The organism is Roseobacter sp. S87 (genome assembly GCF_055693285.1).
In genome coordinates, this window is record NZ_JBVFTR010000004.1 from 383967 (window position 1) to 398966 (window position 15000).

Below are 15000 nucleotides of genomic sequence, written 5' to 3' on the forward strand. Positions count from 1 at the left end.
ACGGTGTCGCAAGGCCTATCGGCGATATTTGATGAGTCCAGGGTCACAGGTGGTCCCGGGCGATCTGGTCTGAGTGATCGCGCTCGTAGATCAGTTTGTCATTCTCCCATGCTTCCAGCCGCGCCCGGAGATAGAAAGTGGTGGCATCTGACCACATCTCACAGGTGGTTTCCGTGCGCAGTCGGATGCCATCCCGCTCCATTTCTTCCGTCCAGTGGCATGTCCCCCGTGCGGACAGCGGGTCGTCCGGGTGGATGCTCCATGTTTCACGGGCGATGGCCCCGGAAATCAGACCGTGTTCATCGTCCTGCACCTTGCCGAAATCGTCGAGGATATGTAGGTGCACGTTTCCCGTTCCCATGTCTGTTTCCCGGCGTCTGCTGTTACTGGCCTCGCGCAGTGTTGTGGTGTTCCAGGGCGGGGCGGCGTCAGGAGGCGGAAACGCGCATTCCGGGCGCTTCGCGGTGCGCCGCACAGGCAGGTGCAGTGTCCCGGCGGTCAGTGTGAGCTTCGTTTTTTCCGGAGAGGGCCAGACAAGCGGCCAGTAGGCATCTGACAGCGAGACCCGGAGCCTGTGACCGGCCGGCACCCGATAGGCGATCTGGTCCAGTTTCAGTTCAACATCCACGATTTCGCCCGGCCGCATTGGTTCGGGTGATCCTGACCCGTTGCGGTGGCTCAGGTTCAGAACGCCATAGGTGATCCGCGTCACCGCTCCGTCGGGGTGCACATGCCCCAGACGGACCGCGATCTGTGCCTGTGGCTTGTCCGATGCCACCGACAGTCTGACCACTGCACTGCCAAAAACGTCCGTGTCGTGGTCCAGCGGACCGGTGTCATAGCACAGGGACCTCGTGTCATCATCCCGCTGGTCGCCGGGCATTTCGGGCCCCAGCCAGATCGCGCAGTATTCCCCGGCCTCCGCGCCGCAGTCCTGCGGCGAGTTGATTGCAGCCATCAGCCGTGCAGGACCGTCAGACAGGCCATCTCGAGTGAAATAGAGCGTCCGGTAGGGGATGTGTGCGGCGGCTCCGTCCTGCTCAGTCACCCACCGGCCTGCACGTTCGGTATACCACCGTTCGGGGCGTACGCCGTCCATCACAAATGCCCGGTAATCCGGATCGTCTTTAACGCCGGTATCCTCGCCTTTCAGCCAGTGGTCCCACCACCGCAGTGCTTCCTGCAGGAAACCGATGCGGGGTTCAGGCACGGCAAAATGCGGGTATTTGTGTACCCAGGGGCCAACGATGCCTTTGGCGTCGGGCAGGTTCTGCACGAGCTGCGGCACCGCGTTTTTGTAGGCGTCGCCCCAGCCACCGACGGCCAGCACTTTTGCTTTGATTGCGCTGTAGTCCTCGATCACCGATCCATGCCGCCAGTAGTCGTCCCGCCGCTGATGGCGCAGCCACACGGACGGCAGAAACGGTTCGTTCTCGAGGCGCTGCAGCCAGAGTTCCCGCCAGTTCTCCCGCAACGCCGGATCAGGTGCGCGGGACGAATAGGCCCACATAGTGGCCCCCCAGCCCAGGTTTTCGTTCAGCAGGCAGCCGCCTTTATAATGGATGTCGTCGGCAAACCGGTCGACGGTGGAGCACAGTGTAATGACCGCCTTCAGTGGGTCAGGTGCCAGTGCCGCCACCTGCAGCCCGTTGAACCCGCCCCAGCTGATGCCCATCATACCGACCGTGCCGATGCACCAGTCCTGAGCGGCCAGCCAGTTGATCACCTCGACCGCATCGGCCTGTTCCTGCGGGGTGTATTCGTCCTCCATCAGGCCTTCGCTGTCGCCATTGCCGCGCATATCAACGCGAATGCAGGCATACCCGCGCGCGGCAAACCACGGATGGGTCAGCGCATCGCGCGCGCAGGTCCCGTCGCGCTTGCGGTAGGGCAGATATTCAAGAATGGCAGGAACCGGGTTTGCACCGGCATCTTTCGGGCGCCAGACGCGTGCAGACAATCTGCATCCGTCTGAAAGGGTGATGCCCACATCGGGTAACTCCTCGATGTCGCGCAGGGTATTGGCAGCAGTCATGGGGCGACGGTTGCGCCGGTGACAGATTCTGTCAAGGGTCAGCGCCTGAGTGCTATGATGAGATCCATGACGTTTGTTCCGGTCGGCCCGGTGGTCAGCAGCGCATCACGTGCTGCGAGCCAGGGCCCGGCATCGGCCCGATCCAGGGCATCCTGCCCGTCTGGCGACCAGACAGCGCCATCCACGACTGCACCAGCAGCACTCGTGGGCCCGTCCGTGCCATCGGTGCCGGCCACAAGGACCTGCAGCCCCCCGGTGCCCGATATTTCGCGTGCCAGCAGCAGGCCAAGGGCCTGGTTCCGCCCGCCTTCACCGGGATTGTCCGGCAGAACAACCGTGGGCTCGCCGCCAAAGAGATGCAATCCGGGAGCCCCGTTGCTCAGCTTGTCTGCAATACGGCCCGCGACCGCGTTGACATCGTCATAAAGCGATTCTTCGTCCGTTATCAGCGGAATGCCGAGACGGGCCGCCTCAGCGGCCACGGCGGACCGCGCAATCGCATTACTGGCAACGATCTGCGGCACAAACTCAAAACCGGCACCCTCGGGCGCATCGCCGATCCCGCTGCCGATAACAGCCAGCGCGTCTCCCTCGACGTCAGAAATGGCCAGCGTCGTCACGCGCGCGCCTTTGAAATTGCTCAGCAGCGCGCCGCCTTTGACGCGGCTGAGTTTTTTGCGCGCGGCGTTCATCTCGTGAATGTCCGCGCCGGAGGCCAGCATTGCGCGCGCCCGCTCGCTGAGCCCGGCGAGATCGAGCCCATCAACCGGGTCCTCAGCCAGCGCGGAGGCGCCGCCCGACACAAGCATCAACAGATGACTGCCGGGGGCCATAGAAGACACGGTTTCACGTATCCGTCGCCCTGCCATGAGGGAGTTTTCATCAAGCACCGGGTGCGCGGCTTCGATGACGTGGGCATGGGCAGGCGCGCCGTCAGCATGATCGTATTTCGTTACGATCAGCATTGGCGTATCCGGAAAACGCGTTGCAGCAGCGCCTGCCATGGCTGTTGCGGCCTTTCCGACCGCGATAATCTGATCCGGCACCGGGCAGGGCGCGCTGTCCAGTGCCGCAGTTACGGAAACGTCGCCGCGCACCGCGCGGACACCGGCCTGAAAAAGCCTCTGTAGCAGATCGTCTTTTTGCATGCGCAGGTTTTGTCGTGATTTCCGCAGAATGGCAATGGCGCTCAGGGGTTTTCCGTGTCCAGCCAGATGGTCACGGGCCCGTCGTTTACCAGACTGACCTTCATATCGGCTCCAAAACGCCCGGTTTCGGTTGCGATGCCCAGATCGCGCAGATGATGTGCAAAGGCCAGATAAAGCTCTTCAGCTTCCGGGGGGCGCGCGGCACCCGAAAACCCGGGTCTGTTGCCGCGTGATGTATCCGCGGCCAGCGTGAACTGGCTCACCACAAGTGCTGATCCGCCGGTCTGGACCACTGAGAGGTTCATGCGACCGTCGTCATCGTGGAAAATCCGCAGCTTTGATACTTTGGCCGCCAGCGCACGCGCCGTCTCATCGGTGTCCCCGGGCATGGCGCAGACAAGGATAAGCAGACCGGGCCCGGAACGGCCCACAGTCTCGCCGCCTGTCGCCACGCTGGCTTCGCTGATGCGTTGCAGCAGCACTCTCATGTCCGCCAGTCCACGATGTCGTCGACGGTTGCACGGTCGGTGCGGAAACTGTTGGCGGGATGGTCCGTGTCGGCATAACCGAAGGATATGGCACAGAGCACCAGCCGGTCGTCTCCAAGGTCAAAGTACCTGCGCACAAATGCTGAATAGAAAGCGATTGCGGCCTGGGGGATCGTGTCCACGCCGCAGGCCGTTGCCGCGAGCGAGAAGGCTGTGACAAACCCGCCTGTATCCATGGCTCCGTAGGGCCCCAGTGCACGGGGGCTGGAGATGATCGCCACATGCGGTGCGTCAAACAGCGCGAAATTGCGCATCATCTGCTTTGCTGAAGCAGCACGGTCGCCTTTTTCAACACCAACCGCCTCATAGAGCTGCCAGCCACAGGTGCGCCGCCGGTCGCCATATACGCCCGGATACCCTTCGGGTGCGGCCAGATCCGGTGCGGGTGTGCCCGCAGCCACCTCTGCCTGAAGCGCCGTGCGAAACATTTCCGTCGCGGCACCCGAGGTGATCGTTACCTGCCAGGGCTGGGCATTGCACCAGGAGGGGACCCGCCGGGCGGCGTCGATGATGCGTTCGATGTCGCTGCGCGGAACCTCGTCGGCGCGGAAGGCCCGGCAGGAGTATCTGTCGTCAAGCAAGCCGGTCAGTGCATCAAATCTTGTCATTGGTTCATCGCATAAAAATAGGCAGCCCCAGCCGCGAGAATGGCGACACCAATCACAGCGAGCGCGATTTTCACGGCAGACCAGGGACGTTCGCCCTGGACCCGACCCGTCCGCCCGTTCACGACAAAGCGGTAGGTCTGGCCGCGGTATTTGTAGGCGGCGAGCCAGACGGGCAGAAGGATGTGTTTGAAGGTCACATCGCTGACCCGCGTGTCCACGCTGTGGATGCGCTGGCGGTCACCGCCGATGTCAAACCGAATGTCCCGTGCAATGGTTGCATCCATCTGTTCGCGGGCCTCGCGGAAACCGTCCTCCAATGATACCGCGTAGCCTTCGGCGCGGAATCCGGCGAGATACTCGGGCGTGTAAGGCTCAAGTGCTGCCAGATCCCAGGGGGCCAGGCCATCGGTGAATTTCTTTGGCAGGCTGCGTGAGGCAAGCACCAACACGTCATCAAAAAAGCGCGCAACGCGGCCCGAGGCAGACCGCCACCGCACGCGCGCGACGCGCACCTGCGAGGTCTTGCCGTTGCGGGTCACAGTGCGGGTTTCGTAATAAAATGTTCCACGTTCGCCAGTGTACCGGGACTTCGTATCCGCATCGAACGTCCAGTAGGGCACATAAATACCCTGCATGTGCCGCCCTTTGCGTGCGTAAGCCTGCAGGCCGCCCGGCGCAAACCACAGACCGCCCAGCCAGTCGCTCATGGCGCTGTGTGCTGCCGCCTCATCAAAGGCAAAGGGCAGAACCGCGCGGGGTTTGATATGCCTGTGGGTGCCCGTGTCAGCAACGACCGGCGTGGCGCAGAAGGGGCATTCTGTTGCATGAACCGCAGGGTCGAATTCCACCTCCGCCGCACAGTTGGGGCATTTGGAAACCCGGGTTTCCTCCATATCTGTTTTTGGCAATGAATCCCCGAGAGCCGCGCGGAAGTCGAGCTCGCGGATGCTGGCCGCGGCCCATGGACCATGGTCCATTGCTTCGGTGTTGCCGCAGTGATCGCAGCGCATCTGTCCGTGCGCCGGATCAAATCTCAGATCGGCCCCGCAGGTGTCACAGGGGAAGTGATGCTCAGCCGCCGGCGCAGGCGGCGGACTCTCGGTCGTCGCGTCGCTCACAGCCATCCTCTCGGTAACATGCGGCGCAGCGCGCCGTCACCCAGCGCGGTGGTCCGCCAGAGATTGAAAATGCCATGCAGCAGACCTGCACCAAGCAGTCCGACCAAAAGATCGCGCGGGCCCGGTCCGGGCAGAGAAAAACCCAGTTGCGGGGTCAGAACGGACAGGCTGCAGACCCCAAGCAGCAGATACATCCCCCGGTTGGCCCACGGATGCGCCCGGCGCAGCGCACCGCTCAGAACGGGGCCGGGGCCATTCATCAGCCCGCACGCCAGCGCCAGCATGCACATTGCCAACCCTGCCAGACCGAACAGCCAGGAGAGCACCGCGTGCGTCGAGCCCGCCGCGAGCAAAAGCAGCAGCAAAATCAGAACCGTCCAGTGCAGCCCTATGGTGGCGGGACGCCTCATTGCGCGTCAGCCCGCCGGTGGCGGCGGCGGTGGCGGCAGCACTGTGAACAGCTGGGCCAGTTCTGTGACCTCGCCCGCGGCCAGCCAGCCGTCCTGCCCAGGCGTCCAGACCAGTGTTTCGCGGGTCAGCGCGCCATCGGTTGCCATGCGTCCCAGTGCAGCCTTGGAGTAGGGTCCCTTGGTCTGACCATTTTCGGCGATGTGCCACACATGCTCCACCGGTGGCGGCGGGGGCGGCACGGCGGCTGGTGTCGCAGCACGAGCGCCCCATGGCCCCTGTTGCTGCGCGGCTGCTTGGCCGATCTGCATGCCCAGACCCGCGCCCAGACCCGCCTGGATCGCGGCAGCGCCCGCACCGTCGCGCCCAAGCGCCTCTGCGGCCTGGAACTGCATGTATTCGTTCAGATTGCCGATCACGCCCATAGAGGAGCGCTTGTCCATCACTTCTTCAACTGCGGGCGGCAGAGATATGTTTTCGATGTATAATTCTGGCATCGACAGTCCGTATTCGGCCAGTTGAGCTTCGATTTCGCGTCCTACCAGCTGGCCGAGTTCGCGCGTATTCGCCGCCATATCCATGACCGGAATACCGGCGCGCGCCAGAGTGCGCGAGAATTCCTGCACGATGATGTTGCGGATCTGAAAACTGATCTCGTCCATCGTGAATTCACCATCCGTTCCAACGATTTCCACGAGGAACTTCGCGGGATCCGACACTTTGATCGAGTAGGTTCCGAAGGCACGCAGCCGCACGGGGCCAAACTCGGGATCGCGGCAGATCACCGGATTCTTTGTACCCCATTTCAGATCGTTGAACCGGGTGGTGTTGACGAAATAAATCTCGGACTTGAAAGGGCTGCGGAAACCATGGTCCCAGTGCTGCAGCGTCGTCATGACCGGCATATTGTTTGTCTCGAGCATGTAGAGACCGGGTGTGAAGACATCGGCCAACTGGCCTTCGTGCACAAACACCGCTGCCTGTCCTTCGCGGACTGTCAGCTTCGCGCCGTATTTAATCTCATGTCCTTCGCGCTCAAACCGCCAGACCATGGTGTCCCGCGTGTTATCTGTCCAGTGGATGACATCAATAAATTCGCCGGAAAGAAAATCAAAAATTCCCATTTACTCAGTCCTTTGCGTGTTCTTTCTCATGTGTTGCATGAGGTTATTCAGAGTGGCCCGCTGATCAGTTCACGCGCCATAATCCGTGTCATGGGTGCTGCTTCATCGGCCGTCATCCCGGGGCTGAGACGGTCATCGTAAAGCATCCGCAGCAGCAGTTCGTCGTGCCTGGTGAGCAGCGCAAATTCGTCGTCATCGTTAAAGATTGACGGGCGCGCATCGCGGCTGTCGTTTGCCAGACCCAGTCCCTGGGCCAGTTCCTCATGGATGCAGCTCTGGCGGAGAAGCCCGGGGTTTTCCGCGCGGATCAGGGCCACGGCAGCTGTGTAGGTATTTGCACCGGCACCTGCGGCATAGGCTGCGACAGCGCAATAAGTGTCGCGGTTCAGATTGCGGAGTGCGTCGAGGCTCTGGGCCGAGATGCCGGGTATTTCAGCCGCGGCCTGGTTCAGTGCCATGTCACGGTCGTCCTCGGATGCGACGATGACCACGAAGTTCGGGCGGCCGAAAAAGCTGATCGGGTGGCCGGTGATCCCGGAAAGCCGCCGGGCATATTCGCGGATGGTTTCCGTGTCTCCGCGCGCCTGTGAGGGGGGCAGGCCGGGGCCGGTGATCACTTTCATACGCACCGGCGCATCCCAGCGCCGCAACGGACTTTCACCGCCGCGACCCTGCAGCGCACGGGCGTATTCGTTGAAAAACACGATCTGCTCAAAGTTCCGCGCCAGCATATCCGCCGTAAACGGTGTGTCCGGTCCTCCGCCGTCGGTGCGCAACAGGCCCTGGTTCAGCTGTGCGGTCTGAACCTGGCCAAAATAGCTGCGCAACGCCGCGCTTTCCTCGGAGGTCGGTCTGATATCAACCGGTGCACTCTGTGTCGGGCGGGGCTTCGGTGTGGCACTGGTCGCCAGTGGCATGTCACATGCCGTCAGCGCCAGCAATGCCAGCGCCGCAGCGGTCTTTCTGAACTTGCCAGCCGGCATTCCCGGTCAGCCCGGCACAGCGGTGCCGGCGTTATCGCCAGTGCCGTCACCCCGCGCTTTGGCAGCGGCTAGGGTATCACGCAGGCGGGTTTCCATCTCCTGCAACTCCGTCTCGGCCGCGGCACGGCGTGCCTTGCCCTCGTCGGCAATCTGCAGGCTTTCTTCGATGGTACCGATCAGATCGGCGTTAGCCTGTTTAACGGCTTCGATGTCAAAGACACCGCGCTCCATTTCCTCGCGGATCACCTTGTTGCTTTCGCGCAGGTTCTTTGCGTTTGCCGTGAGCAGTTCGTTCGTCAGGTCATTTGCGTCCCGTACTGCGGCAGCGGCCTCGGCAGAACGCTGAATGGTGACGGCCTGTGCCAGCTGGGTTTCCCAGAGCGGCACAGTATTGACCAGGGTCGAATTGATCTTGGTGACCAGCGATTTATCATTTTCCTGCACCAGCCGGATAGAGGGCAGGGACTGCATGGTGACCTGACGGGTCAGCCTGAGATCGTGAACCCGGCGCTCCAGGTCATCGCGGGCGGCACGCAGGTCGCGCAGTTCCTGTGCAACCATCACCTGATCAGCTTCCGCAGCGGCCTCGACTTCGGCGGCTTTGGCCGGGATGGTCTTTTCGTCGAGATCGCTCAGTTTTTCTTCACCAGCGGCGATATAGAGCGCCAGTTCATCATAGAACTGCAATGTTTTGTCATAGAGCAGATCAAGTGATTTGATATCCTTCAGCAGCGTGTGTTCGTGCTTGAGAAGGTCATCGGTGATGCGGTCAATCTGATCCTGAACCTGTTCAAAGCGGGCCGTAAACTGTGCAAACGGCGCGGCCTTGCCCAACAGTTTTTCCCAGAAAGTGGTCTTGCGGCGCACATCCAGTTCGGAGACCGAAAAACCACGGATCGTGGAGACAATGTTCCGCAGGCTGTCACCGGCAGGGCCAACATCCTTGTTGCGCACACCTCCCAGCATGGCCTGGCTGATTTCCTGCAGCTCAACCTGTGCGCGGCTGCCGAAAGACACAATCGAGTTGGTGTCCGTCATGTCGATCTCGGCCATGCGCTTGCTGATTTCGGCGCCGACAGGCGCATCGGCGTCGGCCAGTGGCACGATCGCTGTCGCTTCGGCTGGTTCAGGCAGCACAACAGCTGTTACTTCTTCCACCTCGGCCAGTACGGCCTCGGCTTTTTGACGTATCTTATCGGACATTCCGGTTCCTCTCTTGTGCGGGCTGCGTCATTCGGTGCGCACACCTTCGCGTTTCAGTCGGTCCCGCAGGACCTCGATCTCGACCGTCAGATCGGTCTGGTCGTCCAGCAGCAGCGTTTCAGTGCGTGCTGCAAAGTTCTTTTCCATGTCATCCAGAAGGACGAGATAGTCTGTTTTGGCACCGGTGTCCCTGGACCGTGCATAAATGTCTGCAAACTTCGCCGAGGCGTCGCGCGCACCCATCAGATAAACGCCCAGATATTTGCGGGCCGCGGTCAGATCCCGCGGGTCATCCTCGACCGTTGCAATCAATGTGCGTGCGGCGGCCTGAAACTGTTCCATACGTGCGCTGACCTCACGGTCATTCGCGCGGCGCAGAGCGTCAGACATCGCGCGCAGGTGGTCTTCGGCTTCGTCGACCACGCGGGCCACTCGGTCCTGCTGGAACGTGTCGATGCCTTCCATGCCCTTGTCACTGAGCGGATCCGTGCCGAAAGCAGCAAGATGCAACCCGGCCACAACCACGCCAAAGAGAACAGCCGCGGCAATACCTGCGCCGTGGCTGAAGGCCCCCATGGCGATGCCGGCACCTGCGAGCAGCGCGGCCAGTATCTTGCGGGGCAGGGCCGGACGGCGCGCTACTTTGCGGGCGTGCCGGGCAGCCTCTGCCTGCAGGCCACCGCGCAGGAGCCATGCGCCAAGGCTGAGAATGCCCGCGCCGGCAACGCCCGTCGCGAGGCCAAGTGCACCATTGAAAATCGCGGTGAACAGCAACACAACAGCGGGCAGAAACATTAGATTTGCACGCGCCCCGACAGGATCCACACGCGCGCTGGTGTAGGCACCGGGCCCTGCGCCCGCGTTGTCCGGTTTGCCATTCGGGCTGTATTTTCCGCCGAAACGCTGCGCCATAAATCAGAGCCCGGACAAAAGCCCGGATGCGACACCCAGCATCACAAGCAAAAGCGCCACATAGGCTGTTTTCTGAAATGTTGTGGGCGTCATGGCTCTCCCTCGTCCCGGACACTCTGCGAATATATGCGCACATTTACAACCGCGCCAGTTTTCTGTCCCGCTCAGACGCTCAGACTGTGCTGTCAGAGCGTGCGGCGCCCGACGTTCATGCTATGGTCTGAATGTGGCGGCCCGGCGCATCCGGTGGCAGGGGAAAGGGGAGCTGTTTTTCACCGGGACCCGCCGCAGGTTATTTCCGTTTGTCAGGTGTTGTTTTCCGGCGTGCGGCGCGGCGAACGGCAGGGCGGCCGGATCCTTTTCCGCGTGCGGGCATCTGCACTTTGTTGCGCTCATCGGCGGCATCAAGGCCCAGCTGATCCCGCACGACCTTGCGCCTGACTTCCTCAACCTCGCCCTGCTTCAGTTCGCCCAGCTGGAACGGGCCATAGCTGATACGGATGAGCCGGTTCACGGTCAGCCCGATTTCCGTCATGGCGCGCCGGATTTCGCGGTTGCGCCCTTCACGCAGCCCGACGGTGAGCCAGGCATTGGCCCCCTGTTGTCGGTCCAGCGAAACTGCCATGGGCTGGAATGTCTCACCCTCTGCGGTGATCCCTTTGCGCAATGGCTCGAAGGTTTCTTCGGTCGGGCGTCCGTTCACGCGAACTCTGTAACGGCGCAGCCAGCCGGTCGATGGCAGCTCCAGACGCCGTTTCACACCGCCATCGTTTGTCAGAAGCAGCAGACCTTCGGAATTCAGGTCAAGCCGTCCGATGCTCATGACGCGCGGCATGTCTTCGGGCATTCTGTCGTAGATGGTGTCGCGCCCCTTTTCGTCGCTGTCCGTGCTGACCAGGCCGACAGGTTTGTGGTAGAGCCAGATCCGCGGCGGATCAGGTTCGCCAACCTCCTTGCCGTCAACAGCGATTTTGTCGCTGGTGGTGACGTTCAGGGCAGGCGAGGAGATTATCCTGCCATTGACGGAAACGCGTCCGGCTTCGATCATGCGCTCGGCTTCGCGGCGGCTGGCGATGCCGGCGCGGCTCAGAACCTTGGCGATGCGGTCGCCTTCTGGTGTTTCGTCAGTGCTCATGCCGGCGGCATATCCTGTTTGCAGGTCTTGCGAAAGAGAGGCCTTTGAGGGCATCACCATCAGATGGGCTTTACGTCACATATGGAACAGGCGCTGTCAGAGGCGCGGGCCGCGGCGAAACGCGATGAGGTCCCTGTGGGGGCCGTTGTGGTCGACCCGCAGGGCCGCGTTGTCGCTGCTGCAGGAAACCGCACGCGAGAGCTTAACGATCCAACGGCCCACGCTGAGGTTCTGGCCATCCGCGCCGCCTGCGCGGCTGCCGGGTCAGAACGGCTGCCGGGCCATGATCTCTATGTAACGCTGGAACCCTGTCCCATGTGCGCTGCGGCAATTTCTGCCGCGCGGATCGGCCGGTTGTATTACGGGGCGGATGATCCGAAATCAGGCGGCCTGGCCCATGGCGCGCGGGTGTTCGCACATCCGCAGTGTCATCACGTGCCTGAGGTTTTTGACGGTATCGCCGCTGAAGAGGCCGAGGTCATGCTGCGGGCCTTTTTCCGGTTCCGCCGCTGACGAAACCGGCGCATGGATCAAAGGCTGATCGGCTTCATGACTTCCGGCTCGATTACATCGACGCCGGGCAGACCCGCAGCCAGATCGTCGGCAGACTGTTCCAGAATGTCGAACGTCCGGTAGTGGCAGGGGATGACTGTTTTGAAGTCAAAATACTTCTTCGCAGCCCATGCAGCCCCTTTCATATCCATCGTGAAATGGCCGCCCGCGCTCAGAATACCGACATCCGGCTGGTAGTATTCGGCGATCCAGGCCATGTCCGCCATGATGCCGGTATCGCCGGAGATATACAGCGTGTGTCCATCGGATTCGATGATGTAACCGCACTCCCGGCCGACAGGCGCACCATTTGCACCGGGCAGTGAGGTCGAATGCATCGCTGGCACCATACTGACCGCCACATTGCCCAGCATGACCCTGCCGCTCATGTTGAAACCGATGGTGCTGAGACCTTCTGTTTCTTCGAAATGCCCCATCAGGTCATAGATACCGACGGCGGGTGCGGACAGCGATCTGGAAAGCGACACCAGATCCGCTGTGTGATCAAAGTGGCCGTGGGTGATCAGGATATGGGTCGCACCCGAGGTGGCCGCCTCGTGCTGATCCTCGGTCAGCATCGGGTTTCCTGTCAGCCAGGGGTCGACGAGCAGAACCTGATCCCCGGTTTCGATCCGAAAACTGCCATGTCCCATCCAGATGATATCCATTGAACCTCTCCGCCGTTGATTTAGGTGGCACAGTAACCGGGAAATCGCCGCAGAAAAGGCTCCTTTGGTATAATTCAACGCGCAAAAGGATTAAATTTGGAACTGACCCGCCAGATCGACGCTTACTGCGAGCGCATGGACCCGGGCTACTGGGCTGAACCGGTGAATGCGGTCACCAATCTTGCCTTTATCATCGCCGCCATCGTGCTCTGGCACCGGACGGCCGGTGACGGCATGGCCCGCGCGCTCTGTGTAGTCGTGTTCTGCATCGGGCTCGGCAGCTATCTGTTTCACACGCACGCGCAGGTCTGGTCAGCGATCGCCGATGTCGTTCCGATAGGTGCTTTCATTCTGCTGTATCTCTACGCCATCAACCGCGACGGCTGGGGGCTGCGGGGCTGGCGGGCGCTTGTTCTGACGGCGCTCTTTATTCCCTATGCCGCGCTGACTGTGCCCTTGTTTGGCCTGATCCCTGGGTTTGGGTCATCGGCAGGTTACGCTCCGGTGCCGCTGCTCATTCTGATCTATGCTTTTCTGCTGCGCAGACGTGCGCCTGTGCTGGCGCGGGGTATGGCCATCGGAGCGGGTATTTTGATTGTGTCACTGACGTTCCGCACCTTCGATATTCCGCTGTGCGATGCCCTGCCGCTGGGAACGCATTTTGCCTGGCATCTCCTCAATGGTCTGATGCTGGGCTGGATGATCGCGGTTTACCACGCGCACAGGCTTGGCAACAGCGCGGGCGCGCGGTAAACGGCGGCAAGAGCAAAGAGGATCACCGAATGTCGATTGACGAGAGCACCGCTGCGCGTGTGGCCAAACTGGCCCGCATCCGGGTTGAACCCGAAGCGCTGCCGGCACTGGCCGGGGAATTCAACACCATTCTGGGCTTTATTGAGCAGCTGAGCGAAGTCGATGTCGAAGGTGTGGAGCCGATGACCTCCGTCACGCCACAACGGCTCAAGCGTCGGGTGGATGAGGTGCAGGACGGCAACCAGCAGGAAAAAGTCCTGTCCAATGCGCCGGATGCGCGCGAGGGCTTCTTTGCAGTGCCGAAGGTGGTTGAATAATGACGAAGCTTAATGAACTGGGCCTTGCAGAGGCACGCGATGCGCTGCGCGCGGGCGAGACCACGTCGCGGGAGCTGACCGAAGCCTGCCTGACGGCGATTGATCAGGCGGATGTCCTGAACGCCTTCGTGCACAAGACACCGGAACTCGCGCTGGACCGCGCCGCTGCTGCCGACGCACGGATCGCGCAGGGCGACGCGCCCGCGATGTGCGGGTTGCCCATCGGCATCAAAGACCTGTTCTGCACAAAGGGTGTGGCCAGCCAGGCGGGCTCACGCATACTCGAAGGCTTCCTGCCCGAATATGAAAGCACGGTCAGCCAGAACCTCGCGGATGCGGGTGCGGTGATGCTGGGTAAGCTGAATATGGACGAATTCGCGATGGGCTCGTCCAACGAAACCTCTGTTTATGGTGATGCGGTCAATCCGTGGCGCCGGGGCAACGATGACACGCAGCTGACACCGGGCGGGTCGTCCGGTGGGTCGGCTGCCGCGGTGGCAGCTGATCTCTGCCTTGCGGCAACAGGCACGGATACCGGCGGATCAATCCGTCAGCCCGCTGCGTTTACCGGCACCGTCGGAATCAAACCGACCTATGGCCGGTGTTCGCGCTGGGGCATCGTTGCCTTTGCGTCCTCGCTGGATCAGGCGGGTCCGATGACGAAATCCGTGCGCGATGCTGCGATCATGCTCGAAGCGATGTGTGGTCATGATCCGAAGGACAGCACATCCGCGGATCTGCCCGTGCCGGACTTTGAAGCGGCACTCACAGGCGATGTCCGTGGCAAAAAGATCGGCATCCCCAAGGAATACCGCATGGATGGCATGCCCGATGAGATTGAGGCCCTCTGGCAGGAAGGCATCGCAATGATGAAGGATGCGGGGGCTGAGATCGTGGATATCTCGCTGCCACATACAAAATACGCGCTGCCCGCGTACTACGTCATTGCGCCGGCTGAGGCGTCGTCGAACCTCGCCCGCTATGACGGCGTGCGCTATGGCCACCGTGCGCGGCTGGAACAGGGCGATGGCATCACGGAGATGTATGAAAAAACCCGCGCCGAAGGCTTCGGGCCGGAAGTGCAGCGGCGTGTGATGATCGGCACCTATGTGCTGTCTGCCGGTTTTTATGATGCCTATTACAACCGGGCCCGGCGGGTCCGGACACTAATCAAGCGTGACTTTGAGCAGGTGTTTGCCGAAGGTATTGACGCGATCCTGACACCGGCGACACCCTCATCTGCCTTTGGCCTCGGTGAAATGACCGATGCTGATCCCGTGGCGATGTATCTCAATGACGTCTTTACCGTGACCGTAAACCTCGCCGGTCTGCCCGGCGTTGCAGTGCCGACAGGTCTCGACCATCAGGGTCTGCCGCTCGGGCTGCAACTGATCGGGCAGCCCTGGGCAGAAGCCGACCTTCTGTCGGCAGCCTGGCGCCTGGAGCAGTCCGCGGGCTTTGTGGCAAAGCCGGGAAAATGGTGGTAGC

The 15000-nt window shown here is 61.7% G+C and carries 16 protein-coding genes; 4 read left to right on the plus strand and 12 right to left on the minus strand.

The window, feature by feature from the left end; translation table 11 throughout:
• Positions 1 to 43 precede the first annotated feature (43 nt).
• The 11 genes from ACZ1HA_RS02700 to ACZ1HA_RS02750 form a co-directional block, all read right to left on the minus strand.
• Complete coding sequence (locus ACZ1HA_RS02700; RefSeq protein WP_472712768.1) at positions 44 to 2035, minus strand: CocE/NonD family hydrolase; 1992 nt, start codon at positions 2033 to 2035, stop codon at positions 44 to 46.
• 38 nt (positions 2036 to 2073) lie between these two features.
• Complete coding sequence (locus ACZ1HA_RS02705) at positions 2074 to 3183, minus strand: DUF4147 domain-containing protein (RefSeq protein WP_472712769.1); 1110 nt, start codon at positions 3181 to 3183, stop codon at positions 2074 to 2076.
• Between the two features lie 41 nt (positions 3184 to 3224).
• Positions 3225 to 3671, minus strand: coding sequence for a D-aminoacyl-tRNA deacylase (gene dtd / locus ACZ1HA_RS02710; RefSeq protein ID WP_472712770.1), 447 nt, complete (start codon positions 3669 to 3671; stop codon positions 3225 to 3227).
• Positions 3668 to 4339 carry a nitroreductase gene (locus ACZ1HA_RS02715; RefSeq protein ID WP_375228481.1) on the minus strand — a complete coding sequence of 224 codons (672 nt, stop codon included), beginning with the start codon at positions 4337 to 4339 and terminating at the stop codon, positions 3668 to 3670. The genes dtd and ACZ1HA_RS02715 overlap by 4 nt, the downstream gene beginning before the upstream one ends.
• Positions 4336 to 5463 (minus strand): TFIIB-type zinc ribbon-containing protein, encoded by a 1128-nt coding sequence (locus tag ACZ1HA_RS02720; protein WP_472712771.1) that lies wholly within the window; start codon positions 5461 to 5463, stop codon positions 4336 to 4338. The genes ACZ1HA_RS02715 and ACZ1HA_RS02720 overlap by 4 nt, the downstream gene beginning before the upstream one ends.
• Positions 5454 to 5867, minus strand: coding sequence for a hypothetical protein (locus ACZ1HA_RS02725; RefSeq protein WP_472712772.1), 414 nt, complete (start codon positions 5865 to 5867; stop codon positions 5454 to 5456). Before ACZ1HA_RS02725 ends, ACZ1HA_RS02720 begins: the two co-directional genes overlap by 10 nt.
• Positions 5868 to 5873: 6 nt before the next feature.
• Entirely contained in the window at positions 5874 to 6989 is a 1116-nt protein-coding gene (locus ACZ1HA_RS02730; RefSeq protein ID WP_472712773.1) for an SPFH domain-containing protein, read from the minus strand.
• 47 nt (positions 6990 to 7036) lie between these two features.
• Positions 7037 to 7972: a DUF2927 domain-containing protein gene (locus ACZ1HA_RS02735; RefSeq protein WP_472712774.1), complete on the minus strand. Its 936-nt coding sequence runs from the start codon at positions 7970 to 7972 to the stop codon at positions 7037 to 7039.
• Between the two features lie 6 nt (positions 7973 to 7978).
• The gene (locus ACZ1HA_RS02740; protein ID WP_472712775.1) at positions 7979 to 9175 is read right to left on the minus strand and encodes a toxic anion resistance protein; all 1197 of its coding nucleotides are present in this window, start codon (positions 9173 to 9175) and stop codon (positions 7979 to 7981) included.
• Positions 9176 to 9202: 27 nt separating this feature from the next.
• Positions 9203 to 10087 carry a 5-bromo-4-chloroindolyl phosphate hydrolysis family protein gene (locus ACZ1HA_RS02745; protein WP_472712776.1) on the minus strand — a complete coding sequence of 295 codons (885 nt, stop codon included), beginning with the start codon at positions 10085 to 10087 and terminating at the stop codon, positions 9203 to 9205.
• 292 nt (positions 10088 to 10379) lie between these two features.
• Positions 10380 to 11222: a pseudouridine synthase gene (locus ACZ1HA_RS02750; RefSeq protein ID WP_472712777.1), complete on the minus strand. Its 843-nt coding sequence runs from the start codon at positions 11220 to 11222 to the stop codon at positions 10380 to 10382.
• A 63-nt stretch (positions 11223 to 11285) separates the two neighbouring features.
• Here ACZ1HA_RS02750 and ACZ1HA_RS02755 point away from each other — a divergent pair, with 63 nt between their 5' ends.
• A complete protein-coding gene (locus tag ACZ1HA_RS02755) occupies positions 11286 to 11735 on the plus strand; it encodes a nucleoside deaminase (RefSeq protein ID WP_472712778.1) in 450 nt (149 codons plus the stop codon).
• Positions 11736 to 11752: 17 nt separating this feature from the next.
• Here ACZ1HA_RS02755 and ACZ1HA_RS02760 read toward each other — a convergent pair whose 3' ends face one another.
• On the minus strand, positions 11753 to 12442 hold the full coding sequence (locus ACZ1HA_RS02760) for a metal-dependent hydrolase (protein ID WP_472712779.1): 690 nt from the start codon (positions 12440 to 12442) through the stop codon (positions 11753 to 11755).
• A gap of 96 nt (positions 12443 to 12538) precedes the next feature.
• Between ACZ1HA_RS02760 and ACZ1HA_RS02765 the strand changes: the two genes are divergently transcribed.
• Genes ACZ1HA_RS02765 through gatA form a run of 3 tightly spaced genes read left to right on the plus strand, consistent with a single transcriptional unit; the run spans position 12539 to position 14999 of the window.
• Positions 12539 to 13195: a ceramidase domain-containing protein gene (locus ACZ1HA_RS02765; protein WP_472712780.1), complete on the plus strand. Its 657-nt coding sequence runs from the start codon at positions 12539 to 12541 to the stop codon at positions 13193 to 13195.
• 29 nt (positions 13196 to 13224) lie between these two features.
• Complete coding sequence (gatC, locus tag ACZ1HA_RS02770) at positions 13225 to 13512, plus strand: Asp-tRNA(Asn)/Glu-tRNA(Gln) amidotransferase subunit GatC (RefSeq protein ID WP_472712781.1); 288 nt, start codon at positions 13225 to 13227, stop codon at positions 13510 to 13512.
• Entirely contained in the window at positions 13512 to 14999 is a 1488-nt protein-coding gene (gene gatA / locus ACZ1HA_RS02775) for an Asp-tRNA(Asn)/Glu-tRNA(Gln) amidotransferase subunit GatA (protein WP_472712782.1), read from the plus strand. The genes gatC and gatA overlap by 1 nt, the downstream gene beginning before the upstream one ends.
• The last annotated feature ends 1 nt before the right edge of the window (position 15000 follow it).